The sequence below is a fragment of the Mesorhizobium sp. B2-7-2 genome, assembly GCF_006440775.1.
Taxonomy (GTDB): Bacteria; Pseudomonadota; Alphaproteobacteria; order Rhizobiales; family Rhizobiaceae; genus Mesorhizobium.
Map to the genome: position 1 here is coordinate 164,600 of NZ_VFTZ01000009.1, position 14,109 is coordinate 178,708.

A 14,109-nucleotide genomic window follows, 5' to 3' on the forward strand; every position below is an offset into this window, starting at 1 on the left:
AATGACGCGCCGACACGCGCCGGAAACATCCGGCCTGTTAAAATGGTCTAAAAACCCGCCAGGAGCCCGCCAGTGGATCAGTCAGCCTTCGACAAGCAGGTCACCGCTCTGCGTGAGCAGCGCGCGGCGGCCAAGGGCACAATGCGCGAGGCCTTCGCCGCCGATCCCAAGCGCTTCGAGACATTCTCCGCCACCGATGGCGATCTTCTGCTCGACTGGTCGAAATGCGCGGTCGACGCAAACACGATGACGATGCTGGAGAAGCTCCCCGCCGCCGCCGATCTCGGGGGGCGCCGCGCCGCCATGTTCGACGGCAAGAAGATCAACATCACCGAGAACCGCGCCGTGCTGCACACCGCGCTGCGCAACCTGACAGGCAAGAGCGTGATCGTCGACGGCCAGGACACCAAGGCCGATGTGATCGCCGTGCTCGACGCCATGGGCGCCTTCGCCGACGCCGTCCGCTCCGGCAAGGCCGCCGGCGCCACCGGCAAGAAGATCACCGACATCGTCAATATCGGCATCGGCGGCTCGGACCTCGGCCCGGCGATGGTGACGCTGGCGCTCGCGCCTTACCATGACGGGCCGCGCGCGCATTACGTCTCCAATGTCGACGGCGCTCATATCCATGACACGCTGAAGGGCCTGTCTGCCGAGACAACTTTGTTCATCATCGCCTCCAAGACTTTCACCACGGTCGAGACGATGACCAATGCGCAGACGGCGCGCGACTGGGTTCAGAAGGCGCTTGGCAAGGAAGCGGTCGGCAAGCATTTCGCCGCCGTCTCGACCGCGCTCGATCTGGTGGCGAAGTTCGGTATCGAGCAGGACCGCGTCTTCGGCTTCTGGGACTGGGTCGGCGGCCGCTATTCGGTCTGGAGCGCCATCGGCCTGCCGGTGATGATTTCCGTCGGCCCGCGCAACTTCCGCGCCTTCCTCGACGGCGCGCATGAGATGGACGAGCATTTCCGCTCGGCGCCGATGCAAAAGAACCTGCCGGTGCTGTTGGGGCTGATCGGCTGGTGGCATCGCGTCGTCTGCAAATATCCGGCCCGCGCCGTGATTCCTTACGACCAGCGCCTGTCGCGCCTGCCGGCCTATCTGCAGCAGCTCGATATGGAATCGAACGGCAAGAGCGTCACACTGGACGGCACGGCAGTCGCCACGCCGACCGGCCCGCTGGTCTGGGGCGAGCCCGGCACCAACGGCCAGCATGCCTTCTTTCAGCTCCTGCATCAGGGCACCGACTTCATTCCCGTCGAGTTCCTCGCCGCCGCCGTCGGTCACGAGCCCGAATTGAAACACCAGCACGATCTCTTGCTCGCCAACTGCCTGGCGCAGTCGGAGGCCTTCATGAAGGGGCGCACGCTGGAAGAGGCGCGCGCGCAGATGCTGGCCAAGGGCATGAAGCCGGCCGACGTCGACCGCATCGCGCCGCACCGCGTCTTCTCGGGCGATCGCCCCTCGCTGACCATTCTCTACAGAAAGCTCGACCCGCGCACGCTCGGCCGGCTCATCGCGCTTTACGAGCACCGCGTCTTCGTCGAAGGCACGCTGTTCAACATCAATTCCTTCGACCAATGGGGCGTCGAGCTCGGCAAGGAACTGGCGACGGGCCTGCTGCCTGTCGTGGAAGGCAAGGAGACTGCCGCAAAACGCGACGCCTCGACTGCCGGGCTGGTGGGACATATCCACCAATTGCGCGGCGCGGAGTAAACCGGATTGGCGGATATCAAGGGAATATTGTTCGACAAGGACGGCACGCTTGTCGACTTCAACGCAACCTGGCTCGGCGTCGCCGACTTCATGGCGATGGATGCCGCCGAGGGCGATCGCTGGAAAGCCGATCGGTTGCTCGCCGCCGCCGGCTTCGACTTCGTCACAAAGCGCTTCAAGCCGGATTCGATCTTCGCCTCCGGCTCGAACATGGACGTCGTCGAGCTGTGGTTCCCGCGTCTGTCCGAGGAGGACCAGATGCACGCCGTTTCCCGCTTCAACGAGATCACTTCGGCGCAAGGTTCGGCCATGGCGGTCGCGCTGCCGGGCGTCGTCGACTCTTTGCGGGCCTTGCACAAACGATCCTATCGCATGGGCGTCGCCACCAACGATTCGACCAGCGGCGCCGAAAAGACGCTGGCCACGCTCGGCATCGCGCAGCTCTTCGATGCCGCCTTCGGCTACGACGCCGTTGCCAACTCCAAGCCGGCGCCCGACACGGTTGTCGCTTTCTGCGATCTGACCGGGTTGAAGCCGGGCGAGATCGCCATGGTCGGTGACAACCGCCACGATCTGGAAATGGCGCGCGCCGGCGGCTGCGGCCTGGCGGTGGGCGTCTTGTCTGGAACAGGCACTCGAGACTCGCTGGCGCCGATGGCAGACGTCGTTCTGGACTCGGTCGCCGACCTGCCGGATTTTCTGACTGCGCGGGTGAACGTGCCGGCGGGCTAACCGCGTTCGGCCACGAAAGCGAACACCGCGCTGGGCCTGGGTTCGCTGCCGCCGTTTCCGCCGACATCCGGCACGTGGTATTCGCCGAGCAGGCAAAGCCGAGGCCTGGGCAGCCAGGCGCGGCCGGGATCGCCGACCAGTACATCGATGCCGGAGGCGAGGCAGCGGTCGAGGAACGGCATCATCCGCTGCCCGACGTCCTGCGCGTAAAAGACATCGCCGGCGAGCACCAGGTCGACCGCCGGCGGCGGGCCCGCGGTAATGTCCGTGCCGACAATTTCGATGGCGACGCCATTGGCTTGCGCGTTGAGGCGGAGCGCCACGATGCCGTTGCGGTCGATCTCCGCTGCGATCACCGCGCTCGCTCCCGCTTTTGTCGCCGCGATGCCGACCAGCCCCGAGCCGGCGCCGAGGTCGAGCACGCGTTTGCCGGCTACGATCGACGGACGGTCGAGGATATAGCGTGCCAGCACGGTGCCGCCGGCCCAGGCATAGGCCCAGTAGGGCGGCTGTGGGTCAGGCCGGCTTCCGTCGCTCTCGTCTTCCGGTTCGAGCAGCCGCCGCAGTCCGCTGCCGGGATGCGCCTGATAGAGCCGGACCTCCGGCACTGACGGTACCGGCGCCAGCCGCATGTTCGCCTTGATGAAATCCGCCGGATCGAGCCGCTTGCCTCGCTCCCGTGCCTTTCCTGCGGAACAATCGCTCAAACCTGGTCCCGCAGCGCCCGCCGCAGGATCTTGCCGACCGGCGTCTTCGGCAGTTCGGTGCGGAATTCGATATGTCGCGGCCGCTTGTAGCCGGTCAGGTTCTCGCGGCAATAGGCCATCAACGTCTCGACGGTGAGCGCCGGATCCTTCTTGACCACGAACAATTTAGGCACCTCGCCGGAATGCTCGTCCGGCACGCCGATGGCCGCCACTTCGAGCACGCCGGGGTGATGCGCCACCACCTCTTCCAGTTCGTTGGGATAAACGTTGAAGCCGGAGACCAGGATCATGTCCTTCTTGCGGTCGACGATCTTGGTGTAGCCGCGCTCGTCCATGAAGCCCATGTCGCCGGACTTGAAGAAGCCGTCCTTGGTCATCGCCTTGGCGGTCTCGTCGGGCCGGTTCCAGTAGCCGGCCATCACCTGCGGGCCGCGGATGCAGATCTCGCCCACTTCGCCGAGCGGCACGTTGTTGCCGTCGTCGTCGCGGATGGCGATCTCGGTCGAAGGCAGCGGCAGCCCGATCGTGCCGGTGAAATCGGCCGAGCTGAACTTGTTGGCGGTCGCCACCGGCGAGGTTTCGGAGAGCCCGTAGCCTTCGCTCACCGGACAGCCGGTCAGCGCCTTCCAGCGTTCGGCGACGCCCCTCTGCACCGCCATGCCGCCGCCCAGCGTCAGGATCAGCGGCTTGAAGTCGAGCTTGCGGAACTCCTCATTATTGAGCAGCGCGTTGAACAGCGTGTTGAGGCCGGGAAAGATGTGCATCGGGTATTTCGCCAGTTCCTTGACGAAGCCCGGAATGTCGCGCGGGTTGGGGATCAGCACATTCTGCGCGCCCTGCTGCATGCCCATCAGCGCGTTCACCGTCAGCGCGAAGATATGATAGAGCGGCAGCGCGCAGATGAAGTTGAGATGCGCCGGCTTCGGCTTGACCGTATAGGCGTCCTCCACCCACAGCGAATTCTGCGCGACGTTCGAAAGCACGTTGCGATGCAGCAGCACAGCACCCTTCGAGACGCCGGTGGTGCCGCCGGTATATTGCAGGAAGGCGATGTCGTCGCCGGAGACCGTGGGCGGCTTGAAGGCGATGCTCGCGCCGGTCTTGAGCACGGCGTTGAATTTGACATGGCCGGGCAGCGACCATGCCGGAACCATCTTCTTCACCCGCCGCACCACGAGATTGACGATGGCGCCCTTGAATCCGCCCAGCATGTCGCCCATGGCGGCGACGATGACGTGCTTCACCGGCGTCCTGGCGATCACCGCCTGCAGCGTGCCGGCGAAGTTTTCGAGGATGACGATCGCCTGCGCGCCGGAATCCTTCAGCTGGTGTTCCAGTTCGCGCGGCGTGTAGAGCGGGTTGACGTTCACCACCGTGTAGCCGGCGCGCAGTATGCCCATCATCGCCACCGGATATTGCAGCACGTTCGGCATCATCAGCGCCACGCGCGCGCCCTTCTCCAGGCCTCTCGCCTGCAGATAGGCGCCGAACGCGGCCGACAGCCGTTCGACCTCGGCATAGGTGATAGACTTGCCCATGCATACGAAAGCCGGACGCCCGGCGAATTGCTTGCAGGCGCCGACAAGGAAGTCGCCGATGGACTTGTAGGGCAGGGCGCCGATCTCGGCCGGCATGTTCTTCGGATAGCTTTTCAGCCACGGCTTTTCCGGCAGGCCGACAGTGAGCTCGGTGATCGCCTTCGGCAGGTCCTTCGATACGGGCTTCGCGTTGCCCGTTGCTGGCGCCGTCTTCGCGGCGGGCGCGGCGGCGGGCGACTTCGCGGCCGCTTTTCCGGCTTTTGCCGCTGCGGGCTTGGCGGCGGCCGGCTTTGGGGCTGACTTTGCGGTCGTCTTCGCCTTCGGTGCGGCTGCGGCCTTGGCAGTCTTGGGCGCATCGCTTGCGGCGCCGCCCTTGGCCTTTGCGTTCACCGGGGCTGTCGTCTTGGCTGCTTTTGCCACCTGTCTCTCCCTGTCGCCTTCAATCTCGGCGTCCGCTTCCAGGGAAGCGTCCTCCACGCCGTCGCGGATTTTCCGGGAAATCCCGCCCACAGTCTATGTATTGCCTCTATTGGCGACGGTGCAAGCCTTGCCCCAGCGGCAGGGCGGGGAAAGATTTGCCGTCGAAATCCGATGATCCGGACACCTTCCGCAGCATGTCCGGCGGCGGGCAGATCTCCGCCAGTCGGGCCCTGTCGGCTCATTTTAACAGGTGAGCGATCAATAAAAAAATGCCGTCGTTAATAATGTCGTGAGCAGAAAAAACTACTCATTTTTTCTGCGATTTGAGCAAAAGCTAGATTCTTTTCCTGCTTCCCATGGGGTACGCAAACGAGGTGTTCCAAAGGCGAAGAAACGGTGCTTATATGCGCCCTTCGCGAGCCTGATAGAGGGGCTTGAGAGAACATCAGGGAGTGGTCAATGAAAAAGACAATGACTTTTGCAGCCGCGTTGCTGGCTGCAAGCGTCCTCAGCGGCATGGCCAGTGCTAAGACGCTCGTTTATTGCTCGGAAGCGTCGCCGGCCAATTTCGATCCGGGTACGACAACCGGCGGCAACGACTTCGACGCGTCTTCGCGCACCGTCTATTCCCGACTGGTCGAATTCAAACATGGTGGCACCGAGATCGAGCCTGGCCTGGCTGACAAGTGGGAAATTTCCGACGATGGCCTGGTCTATACTTTCCATCTGCATCCGGGTGTGAAGTTCCAGACCACCGACTATTTCAAGCCGACGCGCGACCTCAACGCCGACGACGTCGTCTTCTCCTTCGATCGCCAGTTCAACAAGGAGAATCCGTGGAACGGCGACAAGTATCTGCCGAACCTCACCTGGGACTATTACACCGGCATGGACATGCCGAAATATGTCGCCAAGTGGGAGAAGGTCGATGACCTCACCGTCAAGCTGACGCTGACCGAGCCGAACGCGCCGATGCTGGCCAATCTCGGCATGGATTTCGCCTCAATCGTGTCGAAGGAATATGCCGACCAACTCCAGAAGGACGGCAAGATGGCCGACTTCTCGACCAAGCCGGTCGGCACCGGTCCGTTCCAGTTCGTCGACTACCAGCTGGATTCGGTCATCCGCTATGCGGCCAACCCCGACTACTTCAAGGGCAAGGAAAAGATCGACGATCTCGTCTTCGCCATCACGCCTGACGCGACCGCCCGCATCCAGAAGGTGCTCGCCGGCGAATGCGACGTCGCGCCCTATCCGAACCCGGCCGACATCGCCACCATCAAGGCCAACAAGGACGTGACCCTGATGGATCAGGCCGGCCTGAACATCGGCTATATGAGCTACAACACCACCATCCCGCCGCTCGACAAGCCGGAAGTGCGCCATGCGCTCAATCAGGCGATCGACCGGGAAGCCCTGATCAAGTCGCTGTTCCAGGATGCCGGCGCGACGCCCGCCGAGAACCTCATCCCGCCGACCATGTGGTCGTGGGACAAGGACGTGAAGACCGACACCTACAATCCGGAAGCGGCCAAGAAGGTTCTGGCCGATGCCGGTCTGAAGGAAATCCAGCTCTGGGCTGCCGACCGCGTTCGTCCCTACAATCCGAACTTCCAGCGCGCGGCGGAGCTGATCCAGGCCGACTGGGCCAAGGTCGGCGTCAAGGCGAACATCGTCAACTACGAGTGGACGAAGTATCGCGAGGAAGGCAAGAAGAAGGACCGTCCCGGCGCCTTCCAGATCGGCTGGACCGGCGACAACGGCGATCCGGACAACTTCTTCGCCACCCTCTTCGCCTGCTCCGCCATCGGCGTCTCGAACTACTCCAGCTGGTGCGACAAGGACTTCGAGGACCTGATCCAGAAGGCCAAGAAGACCAGCGACCAGGCCGAGCGCACCAAGCTCTATGAGCAGGCGCAGGTGATCTTCGCCAAGCAAGCGCCCGCTTTCCTGCTGGCTCACAGCCAGGTTTACGCGGTCGTTCGCAATAATGTCACCGGCTTCAAGATGGACCCGCTCGGCATTCACCGTTTCGACGGCGTTGACAAGTCCGAGTAATATTGCGAACGGGGCGGCGCAACGTCCAGCGCCGCCCCGTTCCATTTGATGATGCTCCGATACCTTCTCAACAAAATCGCCCTCCTGATTCCGACCTTGGTCGGCATCACCATCTGTGCCTTCGCCTTTGTCCGGCTGCTGCCGGGCGATCCGATCCTCGCCATGGCCGGCGAGCATGGCGTCGCCCCCGCCCGCTACGAAGAGCTCAAGCAACAGTTCGGCTACAATCTGCCGATCTGGGAGCAGTATGCGCGCTATGTGGGTGAGGTCGCCACCGGCGATTTCGGCGTTTCCATCTCGTCCAAGCGGCCGGTCCTCGAGGAATTCAAGACGCTCTTCCCGGCGACGCTGGAACTGTCCTTCTTCGCCATGGTCTTCGCCATGGTGATCGGCATTCCCGCCGGCATTTTTGCCGCCGTCAAGCGCGGCTCATGGTTCGACCAGTCGCTGATGGGCACGGCCCTTGTCGGCTACTCCATGCCGATCTTCTGGTGGGGCCTGCTGCTCATCATCTTCTTCTCGGGCTATCTCGGCTGGACGCCGGTCTCGGGCCGCATCGGCCTGCAGTTCTTTTTCAAGCCGATCACCGGCTTCATGACCGTCGACAGCCTCCTCTATGGCAAGTGGGACGCATTCCGCTCCGCGCTTAGCCATCTCGTCCTGCCGGCGATCGTGCTCGGCACCATTCCGCTGGCGGTGATCGCGCGCCAGACGCGCTCGGCCATGCTGGAGGTGCTGGGCGAGGACTATGTCCGCACCGCGCGCGCCAAGGGCCTTTCGGCGGCGCGCGTCATCGGCGTACATGCCCTTCGCAACGCGCTTATCCCGGTCGTCACCACCATCGGCCTGCAGATCGGCACGCTGCTTGCGGGCGCCATCCTCACCGAGACCATCTTCGCCTGGCCGGGCATCGGCAAATGGATGGTCGATTCCATCTTCAAGCGCGACTATGTCGTCGTGCAGTCGGGCCTGCTTTTGATCGCGCTGATCGTCATGGCGGTGAACCTCATCGTCGATGTGCTCTATGCCGTCATCAACCCACGCATCAGGGCGGCATAAATGACCCAGACAGAAATCGCCCCGATGGCCGCCGGCAGCCCGGATCGGCTCACCGGCATCAAGACCTTCTGGCACTATTTCTCCGTCAACCGCGGCGCCGTCATCGGCCTGTTCGTCTTCCTCCTTTTGGTGCTCGCCGCGCTGTTCGCGCCGCTGCTCGCGCCCTATGCGCCCGACGTGCAGGACAAGACCGCGTTTCTGCGGCCTCCCGCCTGGCAGGCTGGCGGCTCGACACAATATCTGCTCGGCACCGACCCGGTCGGCCGCGACATCCTCTCGCGCCTGCTCTACGGCGCGCGCTTTTCGCTGCTGATAGGCGCGGTGGTGGTCACGCTGGCGCTCACCGGCGGCATCACGCTCGGCCTGCTGGCGGGCTATTTCCGCGGCTGGGTCGACGTCGCGATCATGCGCGTCATGGACCTGATCCTGGCCTTTCCGTCACTGCTCCTGGCGCTGGTGCTTGTCACCATCCTCGGCCCAGGCCTGTTCAACGCCATGCTGGCGATCGCATTGGTCCTGCAGCCGCATTTCGCCCGCCTGGTGCGTGCCGCCGTGATGGCCGAGAAGAGCCGCGAATATGTCGTGGCGGCGAAGGTCGCCGGCGCCGGCCATGTCAGGCTGATGCTTGCCACTATCCTGCCCAACTGCCTGGCGCCCTTGATCGTCCAGGGCACCCTGTCCTTCTCCAACGCTATCCTGGAAGCCGCCGCGCTCGGCTTCCTTGGCCTCGGCGCCCAGCCGCCGACACCGGAGTGGGGCACCATGCTCGCCACGGCGCGCGAATTCATCCTGCGCGCCTGGTGGGTGGTGACCTTCCCGGGTCTCGCCATCCTCATTACCGTGCTTGCCATCAACCTTGTCGGCGACGGCCTGCGCGATGCGCTCGATCCCAAGCTCAGGAGGTCGTGATGGCGCTGCTCGACATCCAGAATCTCGTCGTCGAATTCCAGACCGCGTCCGGTCCGTTCCGCGCCGTCGACGGCGTCTCGCTCCATGTCGACGAACGCGAGGTGCTCGCCATCGTCGGCGAATCCGGCTCCGGCAAGTCGGTGTCGATGCTGGCCGTGATGGGCCTGCTTCCATGGACGGCGACCGTCACCGCCGACCGTATGGCCTTCAACGGCCGCGATCTGTTGAAGATCGACCCGGCCGACCGCCGCAAGATCATCGGCAAGGACATTGCCATGATCTTCCAGGAGCCGGTCGCCAGCCTCAATCCCTGCTTCACCGTCGGCTTCCAGATCGAGGAAGTGCTGCGCTTCCACATGGGCATGGACAAGGCCCAGCGCCGGGCGCGCGCCATCGAGCTTTTCAAGCAGGTCGGCATTCCGGAACCGGAGGAGCGGCTGAATTCCTTCCCGCACCAGATGTCGGGCGGCCAGTGCCAGCGCGTCATGATCGCCATGGCGATCGCCTGCAATCCGAAGCTGTTGATCGCCGACGAGCCGACCACCGCGCTCGACGTCACCATCCAGAAGCAGATCCTCGACCTGCTGGTCTCGCTGCAGGCCAAATACGGCATGGGCCTGATCATGATCACCCACAATATGGGCGTGGTGGCCGAGACCGCCGACCGCGTTATCGTCCAGTACAAGGGCCGCAAGATGGAGGAGGCCGACGTGCTGTCGCTCTTTGAATCGCCGAAGAGCAACTATACGCGCGCGCTGCTCTCGGCGCTGCCGGAGAACGCCGTCGGCGACCGGCTGCCGACCGTCTCCGACATGCTGTTCGAGCCCGCACCTTCGGGAGCCGGCGCATGACCAAGGTCGTCGAAGGCAAGGACATCAAGCGCGACTACCATGTCGGCGGCGGCCTGTTCCGCGGCGCGCGCACCGTGCATGCGGTGAAGGGCGTGTCCTTCAGCGTCGAGAAGGGCAAGACGCTTGCCATCGTCGGCGAGAGCGGCTGCGGCAAGTCCACGCTTGCCCGCATCATCACGCTGATCGATCCGGCCACCTCCGGCGAGCTCTTCATCGACGGCAACAAGGTCGACATCGCCAGGGACGGGCTCACCAAGGAGATGCGCCGCAAGGTGCAGATCGTCTTCCAGAACCCCTATGGCTCGCTCAACCCGCGCCAGAAGATCGGCGACGTGCTCGGCGAGCCGCTCATGATCAATACCGACAGGCCGGCCGAAGAGCGCCGCGACCTCGCGATGAAGATGCTGAAGAAGGTCGGGCTGGGACCGGAGCACTACAACCGCTATCCGCACATGTTCTCGGGCGGCCAGCGCCAGCGCATCGCCATTGCCCGAGCGCTGATGTTGAACCCGAGCCTGCTGGTGCTGGACGAGCCGGTCTCGGCGCTCGACCTCTCGGTGCAGGCGCAGGTGCTCAACCTGCTTGCCGACCTGCAGGACGAATTCCAGCTGACCTATGTCTTCATCAGCCACGACCTCTCGGTGGTGCGCTATATCGCCGACGACGTGATGGTCATGTATTTCGGCGAAGCCGTCGAATACGGCTCGCGCGACGAGGTCTTCTCCGATCCCAAGCACGCCTACACCAAGACGCTCTTCGCCGCGACGCCGCGCGCCGACATCGCCAGCATCAAGGCGAGGCTTGCGAAGAAGGCTGCTTAAGCCCGGAATTCGTCATCCTAGGGCGGAGCGACGCGAAGCGTCGCGCAGACCCTAGGATCCATTCCGTTACCTCAGCCGAATGGTGCAGCGGAGCAGAATTCTGCACCGTTGCGACGCTCCTATGTCACGGAATGGATCCTCGGGTCTGCGCCGCGTCGCTTCGCTCCTTGCTTCGCCCGTGGATGACGAAGCGGAACTTGCTACGCACCCCCTAAGAAGGCTCGGTTGTTTCAAGACAGCTTCGCAATAATCGCCCGCAGCGCTTCCCCAAACCGGTGCACCTCTTCCACCGTGTTGTAATGCACCAGCGAGGCACGGATCGCGCCGCTGTCCATCGACAGGTTCAGCCGCTTCATCAGCCGCGGCGCATACATGTGGCCGTCGCGGATGCCGATCTGCATGGCGGCCATCTCCTCGACGATCCGCTGCGGCGACAGCTTGCCGATGTTGAAGCAGAAGGTCGGCACGCGCTCGGTGATGCGCGCCTCGTCGGCGACGCCGTAGATCGTGGCATTGCAGTCCTTCAGCACCTTCAGCATTGCGCGCGCCAGCATCAGCTCATAGTTGCGGATGGCGTTCATGCCGGCGACGATGTTGTCGCGGCGCGAGCGGTTGTTTTCGGGAAGGAAGTTGCGGCCGATCGATTCCAGGTAGCGCACCGCCGCGTCCATGCCGGAGACGTTCTCATAGATGAAGGTGCCGGCCTCGACCTTGTAGGGCGGCTCGTCGGGAATGAAGTCCTCGCGGAAGGTCGGCAGCCGCTTCAGCGTGTCGAAGCGGCCCCACAGGAAGCCCATATGCGGCGAGAAATTCTTGTAGCCGGAGCAGACGAGGTAGTCGCACTGCCAGGCCTGCACGTCGATCAGCCCATGCGGCCCGTAATGCACGCAGTCGAGGAACACTTCGGCGCCGGCGGCATGCGCGATCTTGGCCACCGCGGCGACGTCGACGATCGAGCCGATCGAATGCGCCGTCACCGTGCAGGCGACGAGGCGCGTGCGCTCCGACACCAGCGGCTTGAGGTCGTCGACATGCAGATTGCCGTCTTCGCGCATGCGCCACCATTTGAACTTGGCGCCGGCGGATTCCAGCGCCAGCCAGGTGGCGATGTTGGCGTCATGGTCCATGTCGGTGACGATGATCTCATCGCGCCCGCTATCTCCATCTTTGGCAAGCATCTGGCCGATGCCGAGGCTGACCAGGCGGATGAACGAGGTGGCGTTCATGCCGAAGCAGATTTCGGAGGGGCTGTAGGCATTGATCAGCAGTGCGACGCTTGTCCGTGCGTCGGCGACCGACTGGTCGACGGTGACGCTGCGCCCATAGCGGCCGCCGCGCTGCACATTGTGCGACACCAGATGGTTGGTTACCGCGTCGAGCACGCTTTGCGGGATTTGCGCGCCGGCGGCATTGTCCAGGAAGATGAAGTCGCCGGCCTGTTGAAGCGCCGGAAACATGCCGCGGATCTTCTCGACCGGAAACGCGGCGGCGTCGGTATTGTCGGACTTTTTCACGGGGGTACGCTCCTGCGGGGGACTTGGACGGTTGGCGGGTTCAGCGCGTCTTCTCGGTCTGGACGCGGCGCTCGAGCAGGCTGACGAGGCGCACCATCGGCCAGAGGAAGATGAGGTAGACAAGCGCCGCGCCGATCAGCGGCGAGGGGTTGGCATAGAGCGACTGCGCATTGGTCGCTTCCTTGAGCAGTTCCGGCAGCGCCACGGTCGAGGCAAGCGAGGTGTCCTTGAACATCGAGACGCAGTTGCTGGTCATCGGCGGGATGACCACGCGGATCGCTTGCGGCAGCACGACCTTGCGCAGGGTCAGCATGAACGGCAGGCCAAGCGCCTGCGCCGCCTCGAACTGGCCGCGCGGAATGCTTTCGATGCCGGAGCGGAACACCTCGGCCGAATAGGCCGACATGATGATGGCGAAAGCCGTCACGGCGGACGCCCAGGACGACAGGCGTATGCCGAGAAAGGGCAGCGCGTAGTAGATCAGGATCAAAACCACCAGCACCGGCAAAGCGCGAAAGATGTCGGTGTAGCCGACTGCGAGCAGCCGCAGCGGCTTCGGCGCATAGAGCCGCACGAGGCTGATCGCCAGCCCCGCCGCGATGCCGATGACGATGCTCATCACCCCAAGCAGCAGCGTGTTGAGGAAACCGCGCAGCAGCGCCGGCAGGCTGGATGCAATGACGTCGGGATTGAAGAAGGTGTCGATCAGCGACATGCGAGGGTTCCCGAACCGTTTTGCGTCCAGAGCAACTCGACGAAAAATGCGAAACGGCTTTTCGTCTGGAATTGCGTCAAATCAAGGAGACAGACGCCAGAGCCAGGCACCGACACCGATTTGCCGAGCCGGCTTCGGCGATGGCAGGGCTCATGCGTGAAAGAAACGGACGTGCCGGCATCTCGCGCCGGCACGTCCCTATTGCGTTCGTCGCCGCTCAGGCCTTGGGCAGCGGCATTTCCTTGACCGTGGAGGAGTCCGCCGGAGCATCGCTGTCGAACCACTTCTTGTGGATCGCGGCCAGCGTCCCGTCCTTCTTCATCGCCGTCAGCGCGTCGTTCAGCTTGCCGAGCAGCGGGTGGTCCTTGGTCATCATCAGGCCGTATTGCTCGCCGGTCTTGATGCGTTGCTTGACGACGAGGTCCTTCATTTTCTTGAAGGAGTATTGCATGCCGGGAATGTCGCTGACGGCGGCATCGACACGCCCGGCGCTGAGGTCGAGCAACAGGTTCTGCTGCGTGTCGTAGCCCTTCACGTCGCTGAAGCCGTCGGCCTGCTGATGGTCCTTGACCCAGGTTTCGCCAGTGGAACCGGAAAGCACGCCGACGACCTTGCCCTTGAGGTCCGCCTCAGTGCTGATCGGGCTGTCGGCCTTGGTGGCTATGCCCATGTCGGAGTCATAATAGGGCTGCGTGAAGGACTGCGACTTCAGCCGCTCCTGCGTGATGGTGATCGAGGAGATGGCGACGTCGATGCGCTTGGAGGTGGTGGCGGCGAACAGCGCCTGGAAACCGAGATCGGCAATGTCGGTGGTCATGCCGATGCGCTTGGCCGCCTCATTGACGATGTCGACCTCGAAACCTTCGAAGGTGCCGCTCTCGTTCTTGTATTCGAAAGGTGGATTGGTCGGGTAAGCGCCGACATTGAGCGCATCCGCGGCGTTAGCGGTAGCGGGGCCGGCGGCGATGCCGATGGCGGCGGCCATGAGAAGCAGGTTGCGACGAGTAAAGCTCATTTCTGTTCCCTCTGTTGTTGAACGGGCGGGTTCGACCCGCACGGCTTTTTGCCG

Annotated in this window: 12 protein-coding genes; 7 read left to right on the forward strand and 5 right to left on the reverse strand. The window is 63.6% G+C overall.

Going from position 1 to position 14,109, the window contains the following annotated elements:
• The first annotated feature begins 72 nt into the window (after nucleotides 1-72).
• Together pgi and FJ425_RS14860 are read left to right on the forward strand one after the other, a co-directional pair.
• The gene (gene pgi / locus FJ425_RS14855) at nucleotides 73-1,716 is read left to right on the forward strand and encodes a glucose-6-phosphate isomerase (protein WP_140724449.1); all 1,644 of its coding nucleotides are present in this window, start codon (nucleotides 73-75) and stop codon (nucleotides 1,714-1,716) included.
• Between the two features lie 6 nt (nucleotides 1,717-1,722).
• Nucleotides 1,723-2,448 carry an HAD family hydrolase gene (locus FJ425_RS14860; RefSeq protein ID WP_140724452.1) on the forward strand — a complete coding sequence of 242 codons (726 nt, stop codon included), beginning with the start codon at nucleotides 1,723-1,725 and terminating at the stop codon, nucleotides 2,446-2,448.
• Here FJ425_RS14860 and FJ425_RS14865 read toward each other — a convergent pair.
• Together FJ425_RS14865 and FJ425_RS14870 are read right to left on the reverse strand one after the other, a co-directional pair.
• The gene (locus tag FJ425_RS14865; RefSeq protein WP_246677942.1) at nucleotides 2,445-3,155 is read right to left on the reverse strand and encodes a methyltransferase; all 711 of its coding nucleotides are present in this window, start codon (nucleotides 3,153-3,155) and stop codon (nucleotides 2,445-2,447) included. The two genes, FJ425_RS14860 and FJ425_RS14865, sit on opposite strands and share 4 nt — an antisense overlap.
• Nucleotides 3,152-5,113, reverse strand: a complete 1,962-nt coding sequence (locus tag FJ425_RS14870) for a long-chain fatty acid--CoA ligase (protein WP_140724455.1) — start codon at nucleotides 5,111-5,113, stop codon at nucleotides 3,152-3,154. Before FJ425_RS14870 ends, FJ425_RS14865 begins: the two co-directional genes overlap by 4 nt.
• A 459-nt stretch (nucleotides 5,114-5,572) precedes the next feature.
• Between FJ425_RS14870 and FJ425_RS14875 the strand changes: the two genes are divergently transcribed.
• The 5 genes from FJ425_RS14875 to FJ425_RS14895 are packed head-to-tail and all read left to right on the forward strand — an operon-like array spanning nucleotide 5,573 to nucleotide 10,811.
• Nucleotides 5,573-7,171: an ABC transporter substrate-binding protein gene (locus tag FJ425_RS14875; protein WP_140629213.1), complete on the forward strand. Its 1,599-nt coding sequence runs from the start codon at nucleotides 5,573-5,575 to the stop codon at nucleotides 7,169-7,171.
• Nucleotides 7,172-7,222: 51 nt separating this feature from the next.
• On the forward strand, nucleotides 7,223-8,230 hold the full coding sequence (locus FJ425_RS14880) for an ABC transporter permease subunit (protein ID WP_140724635.1): 1,008 nt from the start codon (nucleotides 7,223-7,225) through the stop codon (nucleotides 8,228-8,230).
• On the forward strand, nucleotides 8,231-9,139 hold the full coding sequence (locus FJ425_RS14885; RefSeq protein WP_140543107.1) for an ABC transporter permease subunit: 909 nt from the start codon (nucleotides 8,231-8,233) through the stop codon (nucleotides 9,137-9,139). It begins immediately after the preceding gene.
• Nucleotides 9,139-9,990 carry an ABC transporter ATP-binding protein gene (locus tag FJ425_RS14890; protein ID WP_140543108.1) on the forward strand — a complete coding sequence of 284 codons (852 nt, stop codon included), beginning with the start codon at nucleotides 9,139-9,141 and terminating at the stop codon, nucleotides 9,988-9,990. Before FJ425_RS14885 ends, FJ425_RS14890 begins: the two co-directional genes overlap by 1 nt.
• Nucleotides 9,987-10,811 (forward strand): dipeptide ABC transporter ATP-binding protein, encoded by an 825-nt coding sequence (locus FJ425_RS14895; RefSeq protein ID WP_140724458.1) that lies wholly within the window; start codon nucleotides 9,987-9,989, stop codon nucleotides 10,809-10,811. The genes FJ425_RS14890 and FJ425_RS14895 overlap by 4 nt, the downstream gene beginning before the upstream one ends.
• A gap of 230 nt (nucleotides 10,812-11,041) precedes the next feature.
• On the opposite strand, the gene FJ425_RS14900 is transcribed toward FJ425_RS14895, so the two are convergent.
• The 3 genes from FJ425_RS14900 to FJ425_RS14910 form a co-directional block, all read right to left on the reverse strand.
• Nucleotides 11,042-12,325 (reverse strand): cysteine desulfurase-like protein, encoded by a 1,284-nt coding sequence (locus tag FJ425_RS14900; protein WP_140724461.1) that lies wholly within the window; start codon nucleotides 12,323-12,325, stop codon nucleotides 11,042-11,044.
• Between the two features lie 40 nt (nucleotides 12,326-12,365).
• Complete coding sequence (locus tag FJ425_RS14905) at nucleotides 12,366-13,040, reverse strand: amino acid ABC transporter permease (protein ID WP_140724464.1); 675 nt, start codon at nucleotides 13,038-13,040, stop codon at nucleotides 12,366-12,368.
• A 217-nt stretch (nucleotides 13,041-13,257) separates the two neighbouring features.
• Nucleotides 13,258-14,055, reverse strand: coding sequence for an ABC transporter substrate-binding protein (locus tag FJ425_RS14910; RefSeq protein ID WP_140724467.1), 798 nt, complete (start codon nucleotides 14,053-14,055; stop codon nucleotides 13,258-13,260).
• Between the last annotated feature and the right edge of the window lie 54 nt (nucleotides 14,056-14,109).

What these genes read in the sequence shown, in the direction of transcription:
- FJ425_RS14875 (WP_140629213.1), top strand. Translation starts at nt 5,573, where the DNA reads ATGAAAAAGACAATGACTTTTGCAGCCGCGTTGCTGGCTGCAAGCGTC.
- FJ425_RS14880 (WP_140724635.1), top strand. Translation starts at nt 7,223, where the DNA reads ATGCTCCGATACCTTCTCAACAAAATCGCCCTCCTGATTCCGACCTTG.
- FJ425_RS14885 (WP_140543107.1), top strand. Translation starts at nt 8,231, where the DNA reads ATGACCCAGACAGAAATCGCCCCGATGGCCGCCGGCAGCCCGGATCGG.
- FJ425_RS14890 (WP_140543108.1), top strand. Translation starts at nt 9,139, where the DNA reads ATGGCGCTGCTCGACATCCAGAATCTCGTCGTCGAATTCCAGACCGCG.
- FJ425_RS14895 (WP_140724458.1), top strand. Translation starts at nt 9,987, where the DNA reads ATGACCAAGGTCGTCGAAGGCAAGGACATCAAGCGCGACTACCATGTC.
- FJ425_RS14905 (WP_140724464.1), bottom strand. Translation starts at nt 13,040, where the DNA reads ATGTCGCTGATCGACACCTTCTTCAATCCCGACGTCATTGCATCCAGC.
- FJ425_RS14910 (WP_140724467.1), bottom strand. Translation starts at nt 14,055, where the DNA reads ATGAGCTTTACTCGTCGCAACCTGCTTCTCATGGCCGCCGCCATCGGC.